This is a genomic window from Haloplanus sp. GCM10025708 (assembly GCF_042663985.1).
Lineage (GTDB): Archaea > Halobacteriota > Halobacteria > Halobacteriales > Haloferacaceae > Salinirarus > Salinirarus marinus.
The window spans coordinates 1-15,467 of sequence record NZ_JBHSZA010000010.1; the positions used below are offsets into that span (position 1 = coordinate 1).

A 15,467-nucleotide genomic window follows, 5' to 3' on the forward strand; every position below is an offset into this window, starting at 1 on the left:
AGTACGACCCGCACGCACGCGACCCGACGCCCGGCGCGGCGGACCTCTGTCTCGTCACCGACGACGTGGACGACGTCGCCGCCGAACTCGACGACGCCGGCATCGACGTCGTCGAAGGCCCCGTCTCCCGGACGGGAGCGCGCGGCGAACTGCGCTCGGTCTACGTCTACGATCCCGACGGGAACCTGGTCGAGATCGCCGCCTACCGGTAGCGCCCCCGCCTCGCTACCCCTCGTGCCGGCGATTAGGGTCCTGATAGGGGACACACAGATTTCAGCCAGCAGTCTTTCCGCACCACCGGACCGGCCGGACGGCCGCGTAGCAGCTGTACGGGCACCGGGGACGACCCCGCTACGACGCCCCGCGGCCGGTGTGGGACAGGACTATGACACGAACACGCCTCCAGAGCGGATTCGTGACGGTGCTGCTGGTGTGCTCTCTCGTGGGGACGTTCGCGGCTCCCGCGACGGCGACAGCCGGCAGTGTTACGGTCGCGGACGTCGGGACCGGGCAGGGATCGGTCACACAGACGGTCTCCGTCGTCGGGCGGTCGACGGACGGGGAGACGCCGAATCGCTACGTCGTCGACGTCGCCGCCGCCGTCGATCAGGGGGCCGCGGTGCGGGACGTCGCCTTCGAGAACGCGGGCGACGACGTCCTCGAACGCGGCCCCGAATACCACGCCGACGACGGGACGGTAACGCTCTCGGTCGGCGAGGGCGACGGGGCGACGACCGGGTCACGTTCGACGTGACGCTCACCCTCGACACGGACCGCGCGACGCCCGCCGGCGGACTCGAGTACGCCGTCCGGCAGTACGACACGGCGAGAGAGAGACGAACGGGGGTCGTGGAACGCCCGGTTCGACCTCCTCGGGACCACCGCGCTCGACGTGGCCAGCACGAACGCCAGCGCGGACGCCGGCGTCGTGACGCACACGTTCTCGTTCGAGATGACCGGCGCGACGACCGCCGAGCGGATCGCCGTCGACACGCCCGGGGCCGACTACAGCAACGTCGAGGGACGCGACGTCAATCTGACCGTCGGGGGCGAGGAGGTCGCGGTCGACTCGGTCAGCGGTGCCGACGGCTCACTGACCGTCGCCCTCGACGGGGCGTCGCTCGACGACGGCGAGGCGGTGACGCTCGACGTAGACGACGCGCGAAACCCGACGAGGTCGATCAAATCGCGCGTCTCGGTCGGCGACGGGCCGCACGCGTTCACCGGGAGCGACGCCATGGTGATCCGGGAGCCGTCGGACGATCCCGACGGGCCGCCCGTCTGGAACACCACGGACGAATCGTCGGCCGACGCGTCGACGGACGGCGTCGCCAGCGTCGAGGAGTTCGGCCTCCGTTCGAGCGACGGCGACGTCACGCTCGTCCTCGCGACGACCGAACCACTCGAGAACGTCTCCGTCGACGTCTCCGGGGAGCACGACACGACGCTCGTCCGGAGCAACTTCAAGTTGGAACAGCGCGGCGGCGTCTTTCGCTACACCGCCGCCGTCGACACGGGGACGTGGGGAACGTACGTCGCCGAGTTACGGAGGGGGCGTTCGATCGACGGCGACGAGCTCGGGGGCGGACAGCGGGCCAAAATCACGGTCACACCGCCGGACGTCGGCCGGTTCGAACTCGTCGCTTCCGGCCGGGACGTCGACCTGGTCGTGCGCCTCGGCTCTCCGGTGGAGTCCGCGACGGTACGGATGGGCGGCGGCGCGGTGGGGACGCTCGATCTGTCGGAGTTCACCCGCCGGCGGAACGGATCGCAGTACGTCTACCGCGCGGACGTCGTCACCGGCTACAACGGCCGGTTCGAGGCGTCGCTGACGTCGCTGAACGGACTGTCGACGGGCGACGGCGCGGTCGCGTCGGACGCCCTCACCGTCGACGTCGTTTCGGCGTCGGCGAACGCGACCCCGAGCGCGCCGAACGCGACTGCCAGCCACCGATACACCGTCAAAGTGCCGCCCGGTGCGAACGTGACGAGAAACCCGCTGACGTCGCTCGCCGTGTCCTACTCCGACTCGTTCCGCGCCGCCGACGGCCGGATCTCGCCGGTGAACCGCTCGGACGTCACGCTACAGGTCGTCTCCGTGAACGGCACCACCACCCTCGACGGGGCGAACGGCCTCGCGACCACTCTCGACGACGGCGTCCTCACCGTCTCCTCTCCGGGGTCGATCGGTCGGTGCGCCCGACGCTCCACGCCGGCGATCGGGTCACGGTCACGATCCGTTCGATCCGGAACGCCGACGAACGGGGACGTACCCCGTCGAACTCCGGTTCGTCGACAGCGCGAGCGGACGGACGGACGCCGAGCTGCAGCTCGACGTGAGCGGACGATCCGACCGACAGCGCGCGACGGCGACGGCCGAACCGACGCCGGCGGCGATGCCCGCTGGTCCGACCCGGCGGACGCGAGTGGGCGCTCCCGCAGCGCAGTCGCCGCCGATACCGAATCACGCCCCGGGAGTCGCGCCGTTCGTCGCGTTCGCCGCCGGCGTCGTCGCGACGGTGTGGCGCTTCAACTGAGCACGGACCCTCTCCCGGTTTGCTATCGCGACATACGGTGTATCAGTGGTCCCGAACCGAGTCGAACTCCCCGGTCGCGATGGCAGCGGCGACGGCGGCGTCGTCGACCGAATCGGGCGCTTCGCCCGGGTATTTCCGCTGGAAATACCGGACGACGTTCGACACGTCGCGTTCGAGGAGTTCGCGCGCGTTCTCGTGGTCGGTCGCGACCGCCTGTGGCCAGCCGAAGATGGTGATGCCGTCCTCGTGGACGGCGACGTTGTACTCGCTCATGTCGACGTGGACGTAGCCCGCGTCGTAGGCGCGTTCGAGTTCGCGCAACACCAAGTCGAGTATCGGGACGACCTGTTCGGCGGTGAGTTTCGCCCGCGAGAGTTCGACGCCGGCGAGTTTCTCCATCACGATGGCGTGGCGGTTCTGGTCGACGGGCCGGGGAACGGAGACGTTGGGGTAGAGCGCCTCCAGCACCTCGTGTTCGCGTTCGGCGGCCTTGCGCGCCGTGTAGAACCACGAGACGTGGTGATGATCGGCGGTGTACTCGCGTTCGCGGTTCACCTCGCGGAAGTTGGTGTACCCCTCGCGGTGGAACTTCAGCGCGAACGGCTGGTAGGACTGCACCTCGAAGACGTCGCTCTCCTTGCCGACGCCGAGCGGCGCGCCGACGCCCTGGACGGTCTCGCGTTCGGCGAACGCCCGCGCGAGCGCGTCGTACCCCTCGAAGGTGAGCTGGTAGCCCTCGTACTGCATCGTCTTGCGGCGAATCAGGTCGCGTTCCATACACCGATCCAGCCGGTAGCCGACCTCCTCGCCGGTCAGCCCCGCGTACTCCGGGAGTTCCCCCCGATTCACCCACTCGCTGAAGCGCATCCCCTGCTCGACGCCCGAGAGGAGATAGAAGTCCTCGGACTCGAGCGCGCGCAGCGCCGCGACGTTCTGGACCATACTGAGCGTGGGTGGGCGAGCCCAAAGGAAACCGCGTCGGGTGATGTATCGCATGTCGCTACATCGAATCGCCCGTCTCCCTCCGCGTTCGCTCCCGGCCGTGGACGTTCGCCTCGCGACCGTGCCGTCGACCGACTGCAGGAGGTCCTTGCCCGGGCTATATTGACCCCGCCGCCGAATCCAGCCCACATGAACCGGAGCCTGGGACGGTGACCGACTCCACGTCGACCGACGTCGCGGCGTCTCCCGACGAACTTCCGCTCTCCGACGACGACCGCGAGGCGTTCGAGGCCGTGCTGACCGGGCGGGCACCCGGCCCGCTCGCCGTCGTCGGCGCGCCCTTCGCGGGGGGAGCGACTCCTCGACCACGCGGAAGAGCGCCTCGACGCGACCCGGATCCGACTCGCTCCCGGCGACGACGCCGGCTCGATCGACGACGCGATCGGGGAGACGCCGGTCGTCGTCGACGACTGCCACCACCTCTACAGACGGGCTATCGGCGGATTCGACTCGCTGGAGGCGCCGCGTCGTCGGTGCCGACGCGCCTGTCGTGACGGGATGGAACCGCTACGCGTGGGCGTATCTCTCGGCGGTGAAGGCGCTCGACCGGGCGTTCCCCGCGCGCGTCGACGTCGGCCCGGAGACGGCCGAGCGGCTGGCCGAACTCCTGCTCTCGCGCTACGACGAACTGCCGTCGTTCGTCGACGAAAAAGCCGAGCAGTCGGGGGCGGTCGCCGTCCGCCGATTCGAGTTCGGATGGGGCGACCGGTCGTTCTCGGTGCCGATCCCCGTGCCGACGTTTCTCGCGGCGTCGCGTACGGGGGCTCGTCCCGATCCGAAAGACGTCGTTTTCGAGCGGCTCGCGGCCGTCTCGGGGGAAACGTCGGCGTCGCCACCGCCCTCTGGGAACGGGGCCTCGACGACGTGGTCCGCCCGAGCGACGTCGGCGCGACCGGGACCGACCTGTCGTTCGACCGCGAGGAGGCGTTCTGTCTGCGCATCGTCCTCTCGAAAGAGCGCGTCGAGCGCGCGGAACTGGCCGCCGTCGTCGACGCCGATCTCGATCGGGTGCTGCCCCGATTCGTCCGCGAGGGCGTCGTCACCGTCTCCGACGGCGTCGTCGCGCTCGACCCGGCTGCCGTGCCGACCGCCGCCACGGCGACCGAACGGAGAGGCGTTTCCGCGAGCGCCCCGCCCGCGATCGCCCTGCAGACCGGCTCCGAATCGCTCGGTGTCGACCCCGCGATGGCCGGGGGCTGGTCGCCGCCTACGTGTTGGCCCGCGTCGTCTCGTACGTGTCTCGACGGCCGCCGAGCGGAGCGCCCGTCGACGCATCACCATCAAGATGTTCATCCCGCTCACGAAGGTCCTCATCTACGGGACGGCGGTGTATCTCGTCCTCGGTCCGCTGTTTCGGCTCTGGCGGCCCAACTGCTCGCCGTCTCCGGTCTCGTCGGCGCGGCGCTCGGCTTCGGGCTCAGACCTCTTCGGCGGCGTCGTCGGCGGTCTGGTGCTCGTCGTCGAGAAGCCGTACCAGATCGGCGACAAGGTCACCGTCGGCGAGCATTACGGCGAGGTGACGGGCATCGGCCTCCGGTCGACGACGCTCGTGACGCCCGACGACACGGCCGTCGTCGTCCCCAACGACGCGATGTTCACGTCGAACGTCGCCAACGCCAACGACGGCCGTCCGAGATGATGGTCGTCGTCGAGGTGGCCGTCGCCCGGACGCCGACGTCGCGCGGGCGACGGAGGTGATGGAAGACGCCATCGTCACCTCGCAGTACGTCTACGTCGACGACGACCACCTGGTCGCCGTCCTCGTCGACGACGAGGCGTACTACCGGACGATTCGCGGGAAGGCCTACGTCGCCGACCTGCGCGACGAGTTCGCCTTCGAGTCGGACGTGGCGGACGCTGGCCCTTGAGCGCGGCATCGAGACGCCGACCGTCCCGCCCCGACTCGAGGGAACGCTTTTCACGCCGGCCGCGATAGTGACCGAGTCGAGTCACCTCGCGCTATGACCGACGACGCCGCGGCCGCCGAAGCGTACTTCGAGTCGCTCGCCGACCCGACGCGGATACGCATCCTCGCCGTCCTCGCCCGGGCGGATGCGGCGGGCGAGACGCCGCTTCCGTACTCCGATCTCCAGCCGCGCGTCGGCGTCCGCGACAACGGCCGCCTGAACTACCACCTCTCCCGTCTCGACGGGGCTCTCGCCCGCGACGACGGCGAGTACGCGCTCCGCCCGTCCGGGCGATTCGCCCACCTCGTCGCCGTCCGGTGTTGCCGCGACGCGGATCGCTCGCCGTCGAGACCGACGCCGACTGTCACGCCAGCGCGCCTCGTCGCCCGACGGGACGACGGGGCGTTCGTCGTCGCCTGTTCGGAGCGAGCGGACGGCCGCGCGCGCCGCCACGCCGTTCGTCACCCCGTCGGAAGTCGGCCGCGCGGTTTCTCGACGGACCGGACGATCCGGGAACGCGCGGTTCCTGTCGCGCGGCCTCTGTCCGTGGTGTCGGACGCGCTCTCGGCGGACGCCGACGGTCGACTTCCACGCTGTCCGGCGTCCACCGCACCACGCCCGGCGAACTGCTCGTCGACCACCCCGAAGTCGTCGCCTTCCACCGGCGACACGGCGTCGACGTCGGCGAGCGACGGGTGGGACGCCTCGTGGCGAGCGAGGCGGCGTCCGTCCGCTCCCGCGATCCGTGGCGCGTCGCCGTCGCCGTCTCCGTCGACGGGAGCGACCTGACCTGCGTCCTCGACGGCGACGGGGCGGTCTCTACGTCGCGCCGGACGTCTCTCCGCGGGATCACCGTACCGCTCGACCACGGCGTCGGCGAGGGTGTCCCGATCCTCGTTCGGGCCGCCCGCGATGGTGAGCAGGCGGGCGTCGCGGAGATATCGCTCCGCGTCGCGTTCGGTCGTGTAGCCGACGCCGCCGTGGAGTTGCATCGCCTCGTTGGCGTTTTCGACGGGCGGCAGTGGCGTGGTTGGCCATGCTGAACTCGCGCGTGGCGTCGCGGCCCCGGTCGGCCCGGTCGGCCGCACGGAGCGTGAGCAACCGGGCCGTCTCGACGCGTTCGGCCATCTCGCCGAGTCGCCAGCGGAGGCCCTGGAAATCTGCCACCGGGTGAACTGCTCGCGCTCGGTCGTGTAGGCGACGGTGTCTTCGAGGGTGGCGGCGATGCCCACCGCTCGCGCGGGGACGCCACGCGCCGTCGGGTCGCCGCGGTCGACGTAGCCTTCGCCGACGTCGCCGACGCGCGCCTCGTCGGACACGCGGACGCCCGAGAGCGACACTTTCGGCGACTCGACGCCGTGGGCACCGAGGGTGTCCCAGATGTGTTCGACCTCGAAGGCGTCGGTCGGGACGAGGAAAGACGTCGCGGGGTCGTCGCCCGTCCGTAGGTCAACACCACGTCGGCGTCGAAGTAGTTCGTCACCCAGCGCTTGTGGCCGTCGAGGACCCACTCGTCGCCCGCTTTTCTCGCTTCGGTCTCCATCGAGCGCTTGTCGCTCCCGGCGTTCGTCTCGCTCAACCCCAGCGCGCCGACCGTCTCGAAGCGCGCCATCTCCGGGAGGTACGCCTCGCGCTGGGCCTCCGGTGCCGAACGCTCGATCGCCCGCGACGGAGGTCGCTCGCCCATCATCGCCGCGACGACTCGGTCACCAGCGCGAGTTCGATCCTCGCCGCGCGCGCCGCCGCTCCGGAATCGTCAGCCCCCCGTCAGCCGTCGCTCGCCGAGTTCGCCCAGGATCTCGGCGGGGTTCCCGATTCCGGTCGAGCGCCGCTCGCGGGGCGATCTCCGTCCGGGCGAACTCGCGGGCCTCGTCCCGGAGCGCCGCCCGGTCGTCGGTCAACTCGAAGTCCATGAACGGGCCGTCGACGGGGAGGGAGGGTGTTCGGAGAAGGAGCGTTCTCCCGCGACGACACACGACCGGCGCGAACCGCGCACCGTCTACGGGACCGCCCACCGCCGACGCCCGCCCGTCGCGGCGGCGCGCGGGAGGTCCCCGTCTGTTTATCCGCCTCGCCCGCGTACCGACGCCCATGCCTTCCGACATCCCCGGTATCCACCACGTCACTGCGATCGGCAGCGACCCCGCCCGGAATCTCGCGTTCTACACCGAGACGCTCGGCCTCCGTCTCGTCAAGCGGAGCGTGAACCAGGACGACGTCTCCGTCTACCACCTGTTCTACGGCGACCACGGCGGTTCGCCGGGGACGAGCATGACCTTCTTCCCGTACCAGAACGCCCGGACAGGTCGGCCAGGGGCAGGTCAGCACGACGCAGTTTCTGATCCCCGACTCGGCGGTCGACTACTGGGTCGACCGCTGGCGGCCGAGGGCGTCGACGCCGACGACCCCCACGAGCGATTCGGCGACACCGTCGTCCCGTTTCGCGACCCGGACGGCCTCCCGCTGGAACTCGTCGCGCGCGCTGACGCGCCCGCCGGCGACCCGCCAGCCGGCCCCGTCCCTGCGGACCACGCGATCCGGGGCTTTTTCGGCGTCGATCTCGCCCTCGCCAGCACGGAGTGGTACGAGTCGATGCTGGCCGACATGGGGTACGAGGCGACGGCGCAGGCGGGCGACCGACAGCGGTTCGAGGCCGACGGCGATCTGGGCTACGCCGTCGACCTCCTCGAAGACCCGCAGGCCCAACGGGGCGCCCCCGGTGCCGGCACCGTCCACCACGTCGCCTTTCAGGTGACCGAGGAAGAACAGGAGGCCTGGCGACAGGTCCTCACGGACCACGGCCTCCGGCCGACCGAAATCATCGACCGCAAGTGGTTCAAGTCGGTCTACGCCCGTACGCCCGGCGGCGTCCTCTTCGAGTTCGCAACGGTCGCTACACGGTCGACGAGGACCTCGACTCCCTTGGCGACCGACTCGTCCTCCCCGAGTGGCTGGAGGACCGGCGCGACGAGATCCAGGCCGGTCTCCCCGCCTTACCGTCCCGGTGACGGAAGGTTCTGCTCGGTGGCGACAATTTAACACGATGGCCGCCGACCGTCCACTATGGCTGATGTCCTCGTCGTCGGCGGTGGCCCCGCCGGCCTCAGCGCGGCACTGTTCGCCGGGAAGAACGGCCTCGACGTCACTGTCTTCGACACCGACAAGACGTGGATGCACAAGGCGCACCTGTTCAACTACCCCGGTATCGGCTCGATCGACGGGTCGAACTACCTGAGCGTCCTCCGCGAACAGGTCGACGACTTCGGCGTCGACCGGCAGCAAGGCGTCGCCGTCGACGGCGTCGAGTCGACCGGCGACGGCTTCACCGTCGCGACCGAGGAGGGGAGTTCGACGGCGACTATCTCGTCCTCGCGACGGGGGCGAACCGCGACCTCGCCGAGGGCCTCGGCTGTGAACTCACCGACGAGGGCATCGTCGACGTCGACGTGACCATGGAGACGTCCGTCGAGGACGCCTACGCGACGGGCGCGATGGTCAGAGCCGAGGAGTGGCAGGCCGTCATCTCGGCCGGCGACGGTGCCGCCGCCGCTCTCAACGTCCTCTCGAAGGAGAAAGGCGAACATTACCACGACTTCGACGTGCCCGCCGACGCGACCGAACTGTTCGGGTCGCTGGTCGACGCCGAGTAGTCGGTCACGGTCCCGCGCGCGTCTCGTCCTGGCCCGTGTCCGAGCAGCGCGTAACAGTTCGGACACTGCACCGGCCGCGCCCCGTTGGCGTCTCGGTCGCCGAGAAACCGGCTCCGACTGTACCCGCGGCCGCAGTCGGGACAGGAGAAGACGATGACCATACCGGTACTTTCGCTCGAACGGGTTGACCCCATCGATGTCCGGTCGTCGTGTGGACCGACGGCGTCGCGTCTCGACCGTCGCCACGCACCGTCCTCGACGGATCGCTCACGGCTCCGAAAATTTATATCGCGGTGCGTAATGTCCCACGACGATGACGCTTCGACCGCCGACGGCGGACGACGTTCGGGAACTCGGGGAGCAACTCCATCTGGACCTCGACGAATCGGAAGTGGAAGACTTCAGACGGCTCGTGACCGAGGGGCTCGCGTCGTACGAGACGGTCCGAAAACGCGCCGGATCGACGTCGGCGACGATCTCCGACAGGTCGGTCAGCGGTCGTCCGTCGCCGGACTCGGACCCGCTCAACGCGTGGATCACCCGCTGTGAGGTGTCGGGCGACGCTGACGGTCCCTGGACGACACCCGCATCGGCGTCAAAGACAACGTCGCCGTCGCGGGCGTCGAGATGACCTGCGGGTCGACGGTGATGGAGGGGTACGTCCCCGACCGCGACGCGACGGTCGTCGACCGACTGCTCGGCGCGGGCGGGCGAATCGTCGGGAAGACCAACATGGACGACTTCGCGTTCACCGGCAACGGGCATTCGAGCGCGTTCGGGCCGACGCTGAATCCACACGACCCCGAGCGACTCGCGGGCGGGTCGTCGGGCGGGAGCGCCATCGCCGTCGCGACGGGCGACGTCGACCTCGCCGTCGGCTGCGACCAGGGCGGCAGCGTCCGCGTCCCCGCCGCCTGGTGTGGCGTCGTCGGTCACAAGCCGACCCACGGGCTCGTTCCGTACACCGGTATCGTCGGCATCGAGAACACCATCGACCACGTCGGCCCCATCGCGCCGGACGTCGAATCCGCCGCCCGGATGCTCGACGTCGTGGCCGGCAAAGACCCGGCCGACCCCAGACAGCCCGACTCCGTCCCCGTCGATGACTACGCGGCCGCGCTCGGCGGCGACGTCTCCGACCTCTCCGTCGCCGTCGTCGAGGAGGGTTTCGAACGCCCCGAAAGCGACGAGGCGGTCAACGAACGAATCCGGGAGGCGCTCGACGCCCTCGCGGCCGGCCGGTGCGACCGTCGACTACGTCTCGATACCGATGCACCACGACGCCGTCGACATCTACACCGTCGCGCTGAACGAAGGGACGGTCGCGGCGTTCCGCGGCGAAGGCGTCGGCCACAACTGGGAGGTGGTACAACACGTCCTGGGTCCAGGCGTTCGGCAAATACCGGCGCGCACAGGGCGGAGACCTGCCGCCGTCGGTCAAGTACACGCTCCTGATCGGTGCCTACACGTCCGAGGCGTACCACTCGAAATACTACGCGGAGGCGATGAACCTCCGCCGGGACGTCACCGACGCGTACGACGACGTCCTCTCGGAGTACGACGTCATCGCGACGCCGACGACGCCCCAACTCCCGCACGAGTACACGCCCGACCAGGACCGCTTTGCGTTTCTCGACGACGCCTGGGGAGTCTCGGCAACACCTGTCAGTTCAACGCGACCGGCCATCCCGCCGTGAGCGTCCCGGTCGATCCGGTCGACGGTCTGCCGGTCGGCGTCCAGCTCGTCGGATCGCAGTTCGACGACGCGACCGTCCTGAACGCCGGATACGCCGTCGAGCGACTGGCGTGAGCTACCGTTTGATGCAGTCGACCTGATGGTCGGGGTCGCCCTCGAAGGGTTCCAGCCCCATCTCGGCCGTCTCGCAGCGCGCTTCGGCTTCCGGACACCGGGGCGCGAACCGACAGCCGTCTCCGATGTCTATCGGGTCGGGGATCGTCCCTTCGAGCGGGATGCGCTCCCGGTCGACCGTCGGATCGGGGATCGGATTGGCCGACAGCAGCGCCTGCGTGTACGGATGCTGCGGATCCTCGAAGATCGTCTCCGCGTCGCCGTACTCGACGATGGTCCCGAGATACATGACCCCGACCTTGTCGCTTATCTTCCGGGCGACGCTGAGGTTGTGCGTGATGTAGACCAGCCCGAGGTTGTACTCCGCCTGGAGGTCCATGAGGAGGTTCAGTATCTGCGCCTGCACGGAGACGTCCAGCCCCGAGACGGGTTCGTCGGCGACCAGGAGTCGCGGGTCGACGGCGAGGCTTCGCGCCAGCGAAATCCGCTGTTTCTGCCCCCGCTGAAATCCGACGGATATTTGTTCGCGTCCCCGGGTGAGATGCCCACTTCGGAGAGGAGTTCGCTGACGCGTTCGTCGACGGTCCGGTCGCCCGCCGTCCCGTGGTGTCGAATCGCCTCCGCGATGGCGTCGCCGATGCGGATTCGCGGATTGAGCGTCCGCTGCTGGTCCTGATACATCATCTGGGCCTCGCTACGGAGTCGCTTCCGCGAATACGATTCGATGTCCCGGCCGTCGAACCTGACCGTTCCGGCCGTCCGGGGGATGTGGTCGAGCGCGGCGAGCGCGGCGGTCGATTTGCCACAGCCGGACTCCCCGACGAGCGTCAGCGCCTCGCCTTCGTCCACGGAGAAGTCGATGCCGTCGACCGCCTGCACCGTCTTCGTCCGGCCGAGGAGTTCGCCCAGCAGTCCGGTGTTCTGCGCGAAGTGCTTTTTCAGATTCTCGACTTCGAGCAGCGTCATCGGCTGTCACCGTCCGTCTGCGCGGAGCGGTGTGTTGGTCCCCCGTCTTCGACGTCCGAGTCGCCGCCCACGACGAACTCGCCGTTCTCCATCCGGATATCCGTCGGTGCGCTCGGCGAGGGCGGGACGCGCGGTTGGTCAGCGTGGAGGAAGCATTTCGCGAGATGTTCGTCCTCTCGTTCGGTGTCGAACCGGTAGTACTGCGGTCGGTGTTCCCCGCAGATGTCCATCTCGTCCGGACAGCGGTCCTGAAACACGCAGCCGGTCGGCAGGTCGCTCAGATCCGGCGGCGACCCGCTGATGGTGTTGAACCGCTCGCTCCTGTCTCTGTCGTGTCGCGGAACCGTTTCGAGGAGCGCCCGCGTGTACGGATGTTTCGGAGCCTCGAAGATCTCTCGCACCGGCCCGTACTCGACGACGTTCCCCGCGTACATGACCGCGACCGTGTCGCTCACCTCGGCGACGACGCCCATGTCGTGAGTGACCCAGATGATGGACATGTCTAACTCGTCTTGTAGGTCACTCAGCAGGTCGATGATCTGGGCCTGGATCGTCACGTCGAGGGCGGAGGTCGGCTCGTCGGCGAGCACGAGGTCGGGTTGGCAGATCAGCGCCATCGCGATCGCCACCCGCTGGGCCATGCCGCCGCTGAACTCGTGGGGGTAATTTTTCGCCCGTTCCTCCGGGGCGGGGATGCCGAGCTGTTCGAGCGTCGTGTGGATTCGATCCCACCGCTCGGCTTCGTCGAGGTCGGTGTGGGCCTGCAGGACGTCTTCGATCTGGTCGCCGATGGTGTACGCGGGGTTCAGGTGGGAGATGGGGTGCTGGAAGATCATACTGATCTCGTTGCCCCTGATCTCCCGGAGGTCGGATTCGCTCATCTCCGAGAGGTCTCTCCCCTTGAATCGGGCCGCCCCGTCGACGATGTCACCGTTGTCCGGGAGGAGTCGCATAATCGACCGAATGAGCGACGACTTACCCGATCCGGACTCGCCGACGACGCCCAGCACTTCGCCCTCGTCGACGGTGATCGAGTTGTCGTCGACGGCTCTGATCGGGCCGCTGTCCGTTCGATACTGTGTGCTCAGTCCTTCGACCGCGAGGAGCGTGTTGGTGTTTTCGGTCATCTCGCAGCAGTTACCCCATGATATCTTCTGTCTCGACGGCGTCTCGTTTGTAGAGGAAGATCTCCCGCAGCCCCATCCCGAGGAGATTGAACCCGACGACCGTGATGGCGATGGCGATGGTCGGGAAGACGATGAAGTGCGGGCTGACCAGCAGATACTCCTGTGCCGTGTGCGCCATCGCGCCCCAGGACGGATGCGGTGGCTGGATGCCCAGACCGAGGAAACTGAGCGTCGCGACGTCGATCAACGCGTACGCGACGTCGGTCGTTCCGAGGACGACGATGGGCGGAACCGCGTTCGGAAGGATGTGTTTCACCATCACTCGCTGGTCGCTGTACCCCAGATTCTGGGCGGCCTTGACGTACGTCTCCTCGCGCAACGACAGCGTCGAAGACCGGACGGTCCGTGACATCATCGGGATGTACACGATGGATATCGCGAGCATGGCGTTCCAGATGTTCACCCCGAACGACGAGACGATGACCATCGCAGCAACAGCGACGGGATCGAGACCAGGACGTCGAGCGCCCGCATGATGGTCTCGTCTACCTTCCCCTGTAGTAGCCCGAGGCTAGCCCCAGCGAGACGCCGATGAGCGTCTCCAACGAGACGACGAACACGGCGATGGCGAGGGCGTATCGCGTCCCGTAGAGGATGCGCGTGAACACGTCGCGGCCGAGGTGGTCCGTCCCCAGCAGGTGGGTCGCACTCGGCCCGTCGAGTTCGTTTCCGAGGTCCTGTTCGGTCGGGGTGTACGGGGTGAGAACGGGGGCGAAAATCGCACAGAACACGAGTCCGAGGACGATAGCCGCGCCGACCGTCGCCAGCGGGTCCAGCCGACGAGACGATACAGCCGCCTGGGCGTCTGGAGGATCCTCCCCAGCGTCGATGATTCGGGCTGGCGAGCAGCGGACCCGGACATATCGTATCCGTTTGCGGTCCGGTATTTAAATTTGTGGATACGGTCTCCACGCCGTCGACACATTCTCCCGAAGAGGCGGCCGCTGTGCGGTCCTCGGGGAGTTAGCTGTCGGATCGCTTCCCGCTTTCGACGCGATCCCGAACCCTCTCAATTCGAGTCTACTTTCCGCAGTCGCCACCGCTGGAAGCGCAGGTCGACGTCGCCGTCGTCGACCTCGAATTTCGCGGGGAGTCGGGTCCCGTCCGGTGCGATCGTATAGAACGACCGGTCGGTGGGGTCGTCCGTCTCGGGGAGGAGACGGTACGTGGCCGTTTCGAGGAGGTCGTCGAGTTCGAGCGAGAGGGCGGCCCCGTCGGCCGTTACCGTCGCTCGCGCGACGCCCCGTCGGGATTCGTACTCCCCGGAAGCGGCCGGCGTTTCTCCCGTAATCCGAAGTACGAGACCGCTCGCTCGGGCGTCTCGCCGTTCAGCAGCGCGAGGACGCCCTTCCCGACGTTGATCGGGTGACACGGCGGGGCCGTGTTACAGGAGACGGCGATGCCGACCTGCTGTTGTTCGAGGAAGCCGACGTACGACGTCGAGACGGTCACGTCTCCCAGATGGCCGACGAGTCGGTCGCCGTCGAACGGCCCGACCATCCATCCGTATCCGTACCCCTGTTCCGTCCCGTCGATGGCCCGGTTCCACGTCGCGTGGTGCTCGTGCATCTCCGCGACGGCCTCGTCGGAGACGAGGGCACAGTCGTCCCCGAGGAAACACTGGAGATACGCCCCGAGCTCTTCGACCGACGCGAGCAGACCGCCGGCCGCCTGCACGACGTCGTAAAACGGGAACGTCGCCGGCGTCGGCGTCCCCTCGTCCAGCAGGTAGGGCGTCATGCGATCGGGGTCCGATTCGAACTCGTCGCGTGTGAACGTCGCGCGTTCCATGCCGAGCGGTTCGAGGACGTTCTGGCGGACGTAGTCGTCGTATTCCTGGCCGGTGATCTCCTCGACGACGCATCCGAGCACGAAGTAGCCGGAGTTGTAGTAGAAGAACGCGTCGTCGTCGCTGACGCGGTCGCCGGCCGTGGCGCGAAGATACCGGTAGTAGTCGTCCCGGCTACTCAGCGGGATCGGGAACGGATCGGCCCCGATCCCCCGGCTGAGGAGGACGTGCGCGCTCCCGTCGCTCGGCAGTCCCGACGAGTGGGTCAGGAGGTCGGCGATCGTTATCTCCCCGTCCGCTTCGAGGGCGCGGAGTTCCGGGAGATGATCGGCGATCGAATCCGAAACCGACAGCTCCCCGCGCTCGGCGAGCTGCAGTATCGAGAGGGCGGTCATCGACTTCGTGATGGAGCCGATCCCGTACAGCGTCCGCGGCGTCGACGGGTCGTTCGCGCGGAGGTCCCGCGCGCCGTACCCTCGCGTGTACAGCGACTCCTCGGCCGTGACGAGCGCGATGCTCGCCCCCGGGACGCCGTTCTCCGACAGCCAGCCGCAGACGAACGCGTCGATCGCGTCCGTCGTCTCCGCGTCTACGTCTCCCCGTTCGGGCATGGGCTCGG

At 68.5% G+C, this 15,467-nt stretch carries 16 protein-coding genes and 6 pseudogenes; 8 read left to right on the plus strand and 14 right to left on the minus strand.

Annotated elements, in window-relative coordinates:
• Both ACFQJD_RS02585 and ACFQJD_RS02590 read left to right on the plus strand, forming a co-directional pair.
• Nucleotides 1–212, plus strand: a 212-nt coding sequence (locus tag ACFQJD_RS02585) for a VOC family protein (protein WP_379795938.1), incomplete at its 5' end; no start/stop codon positions are given.
• A gap of 173 nt (nucleotides 213–385) precedes the next feature.
• Nucleotides 386–754, plus strand: coding sequence for a hypothetical protein (locus tag ACFQJD_RS02590; protein WP_379795940.1), 369 nt, complete (start codon nucleotides 386–388; stop codon nucleotides 752–754).
• Between the two features lie 1,825 nt (nucleotides 755–2,579).
• On the opposite strand, the gene ACFQJD_RS02595 is transcribed toward ACFQJD_RS02590, so the two are convergent.
• Nucleotides 2,580–3,479 (minus strand): serine/threonine-protein kinase RIO2, encoded by a 900-nt coding sequence (locus tag ACFQJD_RS02595; RefSeq protein WP_379795942.1) that lies wholly within the window; start codon nucleotides 3,477–3,479, stop codon nucleotides 2,580–2,582.
• A gap of 209 nt (nucleotides 3,480–3,688) precedes the next feature.
• On the opposite strand from ACFQJD_RS02595, the gene ACFQJD_RS02600 reads away from it, so the two are divergent.
• Nucleotides 3,689–4,033, plus strand: coding sequence for a hypothetical protein (locus tag ACFQJD_RS02600; protein WP_379795944.1), 345 nt, complete (start codon nucleotides 3,689–3,691; stop codon nucleotides 4,031–4,033).
• A gap of 124 nt (nucleotides 4,034–4,157) precedes the next feature.
• Here the strand turns inward: ACFQJD_RS02600 and ACFQJD_RS02605 are convergent, their stop codons facing one another.
• Nucleotides 4,158–4,841: a hypothetical protein gene (locus ACFQJD_RS02605; protein ID WP_379795946.1), complete on the minus strand. Its 684-nt coding sequence runs from the start codon at nucleotides 4,839–4,841 to the stop codon at nucleotides 4,158–4,160.
• Between ACFQJD_RS02605 and ACFQJD_RS02610 the strand changes: the two genes are divergently transcribed.
• A complete protein-coding gene (locus ACFQJD_RS02610) occupies nucleotides 4,825–5,178 on the plus strand; it encodes a mechanosensitive ion channel domain-containing protein (RefSeq protein ID WP_379795948.1) in 354 nt (117 codons plus the stop codon). The genes ACFQJD_RS02605 and ACFQJD_RS02610 overlap by 17 nt on opposite strands.
• A gap of 58 nt (nucleotides 5,179–5,236) precedes the next feature.
• Nucleotides 5,237–5,407, plus strand: coding sequence for a hypothetical protein (locus tag ACFQJD_RS02615; protein ID WP_379795950.1), 171 nt, complete (start codon nucleotides 5,237–5,239; stop codon nucleotides 5,405–5,407).
• 81 nt (nucleotides 5,408–5,488) lie between these two features.
• On the opposite strand, the gene ACFQJD_RS02620 is transcribed toward ACFQJD_RS02615, so the two are convergent.
• From ACFQJD_RS02620 to ACFQJD_RS02640, 5 genes and pseudogenes are all read right to left on the minus strand, one after another.
• Nucleotides 5,489–5,911, minus strand: coding sequence for a hypothetical protein (locus tag ACFQJD_RS02620; RefSeq protein WP_379795952.1), 423 nt, complete (start codon nucleotides 5,909–5,911; stop codon nucleotides 5,489–5,491).
• Complete coding sequence (locus tag ACFQJD_RS02625) at nucleotides 5,908–6,438, minus strand: acyl-CoA dehydrogenase family protein (protein ID WP_379795954.1); 531 nt, start codon at nucleotides 6,436–6,438, stop codon at nucleotides 5,908–5,910. The genes ACFQJD_RS02620 and ACFQJD_RS02625 overlap by 4 nt, the downstream gene beginning before the upstream one ends.
• Before the next feature lie 76 nt (nucleotides 6,439–6,514).
• A pseudogene (locus ACFQJD_RS02630) lies at nucleotides 6,515–6,613 on the minus strand (acyl-CoA dehydrogenase family protein); the annotation flags it as partial.
• 322 nt (nucleotides 6,614–6,935) lie between these two features.
• A pseudogene (locus ACFQJD_RS02635) lies at nucleotides 6,936–7,136 on the minus strand (hypothetical protein); the annotation flags it as partial.
• Between the two features lie 16 nt (nucleotides 7,137–7,152).
• Nucleotides 7,153–7,359 (minus strand): hypothetical protein, encoded by a 207-nt coding sequence (locus ACFQJD_RS02640; protein ID WP_379795956.1) that lies wholly within the window; start codon nucleotides 7,357–7,359, stop codon nucleotides 7,153–7,155.
• Nucleotides 7,360–7,537: 178 nt separating this feature from the next.
• Here ACFQJD_RS02640 and ACFQJD_RS02645 point away from each other — a divergent pair.
• The 3 pseudogenes from ACFQJD_RS02645 to ACFQJD_RS02655 all read left to right on the plus strand — a co-directional run bounded on the left by ACFQJD_RS02645 (nucleotide 7,538) and on the right by ACFQJD_RS02655 (nucleotide 10,906).
• Nucleotides 7,538–8,454 (plus strand): annotated as a pseudogene (locus tag ACFQJD_RS02645) (VOC family protein).
• Nucleotides 8,455–8,509: 55 nt separating this feature from the next.
• A pseudogene (locus ACFQJD_RS02650) lies at nucleotides 8,510–9,096 on the plus strand (FAD-dependent oxidoreductase).
• A gap of 313 nt (nucleotides 9,097–9,409) precedes the next feature.
• A pseudogene (locus ACFQJD_RS02655) lies at nucleotides 9,410–10,906 on the plus strand (amidase).
• A gap of 1 nt (nucleotide 10,907) precedes the next feature.
• Here the strand turns inward: ACFQJD_RS02655 and ACFQJD_RS02660 are convergent.
• The 7 genes and pseudogenes from ACFQJD_RS02660 to ACFQJD_RS02690 all read right to left on the minus strand — a co-directional run bounded on the left by ACFQJD_RS02660 (nucleotide 10,908) and on the right by ACFQJD_RS02690 (nucleotide 15,459).
• Nucleotides 10,908–11,312: an oligopeptide/dipeptide ABC transporter ATP-binding protein gene (locus ACFQJD_RS02660; protein ID WP_379795958.1), complete on the minus strand. Its 405-nt coding sequence runs from the start codon at nucleotides 11,310–11,312 to the stop codon at nucleotides 10,908–10,910.
• Nucleotides 11,294–11,872, minus strand: coding sequence for an ATP-binding cassette domain-containing protein (locus ACFQJD_RS02665; RefSeq protein ID WP_379795960.1), 579 nt, complete (start codon nucleotides 11,870–11,872; stop codon nucleotides 11,294–11,296). The genes ACFQJD_RS02660 and ACFQJD_RS02665 overlap by 19 nt, the downstream gene beginning before the upstream one ends.
• Entirely contained in the window at nucleotides 11,869–12,999 is a 1,131-nt protein-coding gene (locus tag ACFQJD_RS02670) for an ABC transporter ATP-binding protein (protein WP_379795962.1), read from the minus strand. The genes ACFQJD_RS02665 and ACFQJD_RS02670 overlap by 4 nt, the downstream gene beginning before the upstream one ends.
• 10 nt (nucleotides 13,000–13,009) lie before the next feature.
• Nucleotides 13,010–13,492 (minus strand): annotated as a pseudogene (locus ACFQJD_RS02675) (ABC transporter permease); the annotation flags it as partial.
• 52 nt (nucleotides 13,493–13,544) lie between these two features.
• Nucleotides 13,545–13,946: an ABC transporter permease gene (locus ACFQJD_RS02680; protein WP_379795996.1), complete on the minus strand. Its 402-nt coding sequence runs from the start codon at nucleotides 13,944–13,946 to the stop codon at nucleotides 13,545–13,547.
• 122 nt (nucleotides 13,947–14,068) lie between these two features.
• A complete protein-coding gene (locus tag ACFQJD_RS02685; protein ID WP_379795998.1) occupies nucleotides 14,069–14,350 on the minus strand; it encodes a hypothetical protein in 282 nt (93 codons plus the stop codon).
• Nucleotides 14,281–15,459, minus strand: a complete 1,179-nt coding sequence (locus ACFQJD_RS02690; protein WP_379795964.1) for a serine hydrolase domain-containing protein — start codon at nucleotides 15,457–15,459, stop codon at nucleotides 14,281–14,283. Before ACFQJD_RS02690 ends, ACFQJD_RS02685 begins: the two co-directional genes overlap by 70 nt.
• Nucleotides 15,460–15,467 lie beyond the last annotated feature (8 nt).

Excerpts from the sequence above, each read along its gene's own strand:
- ACFQJD_RS02595 (WP_379795942.1), bottom strand. The coding sequence starts at position 3,479 with ATGGTCCAGAACGTCGCGGCGCTGCGCGCGCTCGAGTCCGAGGACTTC.
- ACFQJD_RS02590 (WP_379795940.1), top strand. The coding sequence starts at position 386 with ATGACACGAACACGCCTCCAGAGCGGATTCGTGACGGTGCTGCTGGTG.
- ACFQJD_RS02615 (WP_379795950.1), top strand. The coding sequence starts at position 5,237 with ATGGAAGACGCCATCGTCACCTCGCAGTACGTCTACGTCGACGACGAC.
- ACFQJD_RS02690 (WP_379795964.1), bottom strand. The coding sequence starts at position 15,459 with ATGCCCGAACGGGGAGACGTAGACGCGGAGACGACGGACGCGATCGAC.
- ACFQJD_RS02625 (WP_379795954.1), bottom strand. The coding sequence starts at position 6,438 with ATGCAACTCCACGGCGGCGTCGGCTACACGACCGAACGCGACGCGGAG.
- ACFQJD_RS02640 (WP_379795956.1), bottom strand. The coding sequence starts at position 7,359 with ATGGACTTCGAGTTGACCGACGACCGGGCGGCGCTCCGGGACGAGGCC.
- ACFQJD_RS02670 (WP_379795962.1), bottom strand. The coding sequence starts at position 12,999 with ATGACCGAAAACACCAACACGCTCCTCGCGGTCGAAGGACTGAGCACA.
- ACFQJD_RS02665 (WP_379795960.1), bottom strand. The coding sequence starts at position 11,872 with ATGACGCTGCTCGAAGTCGAGAATCTGAAAAAGCACTTCGCGCAGAAC.
- ACFQJD_RS02610 (WP_379795948.1), top strand. The coding sequence starts at position 4,825 with ATGTTCATCCCGCTCACGAAGGTCCTCATCTACGGGACGGCGGTGTAT.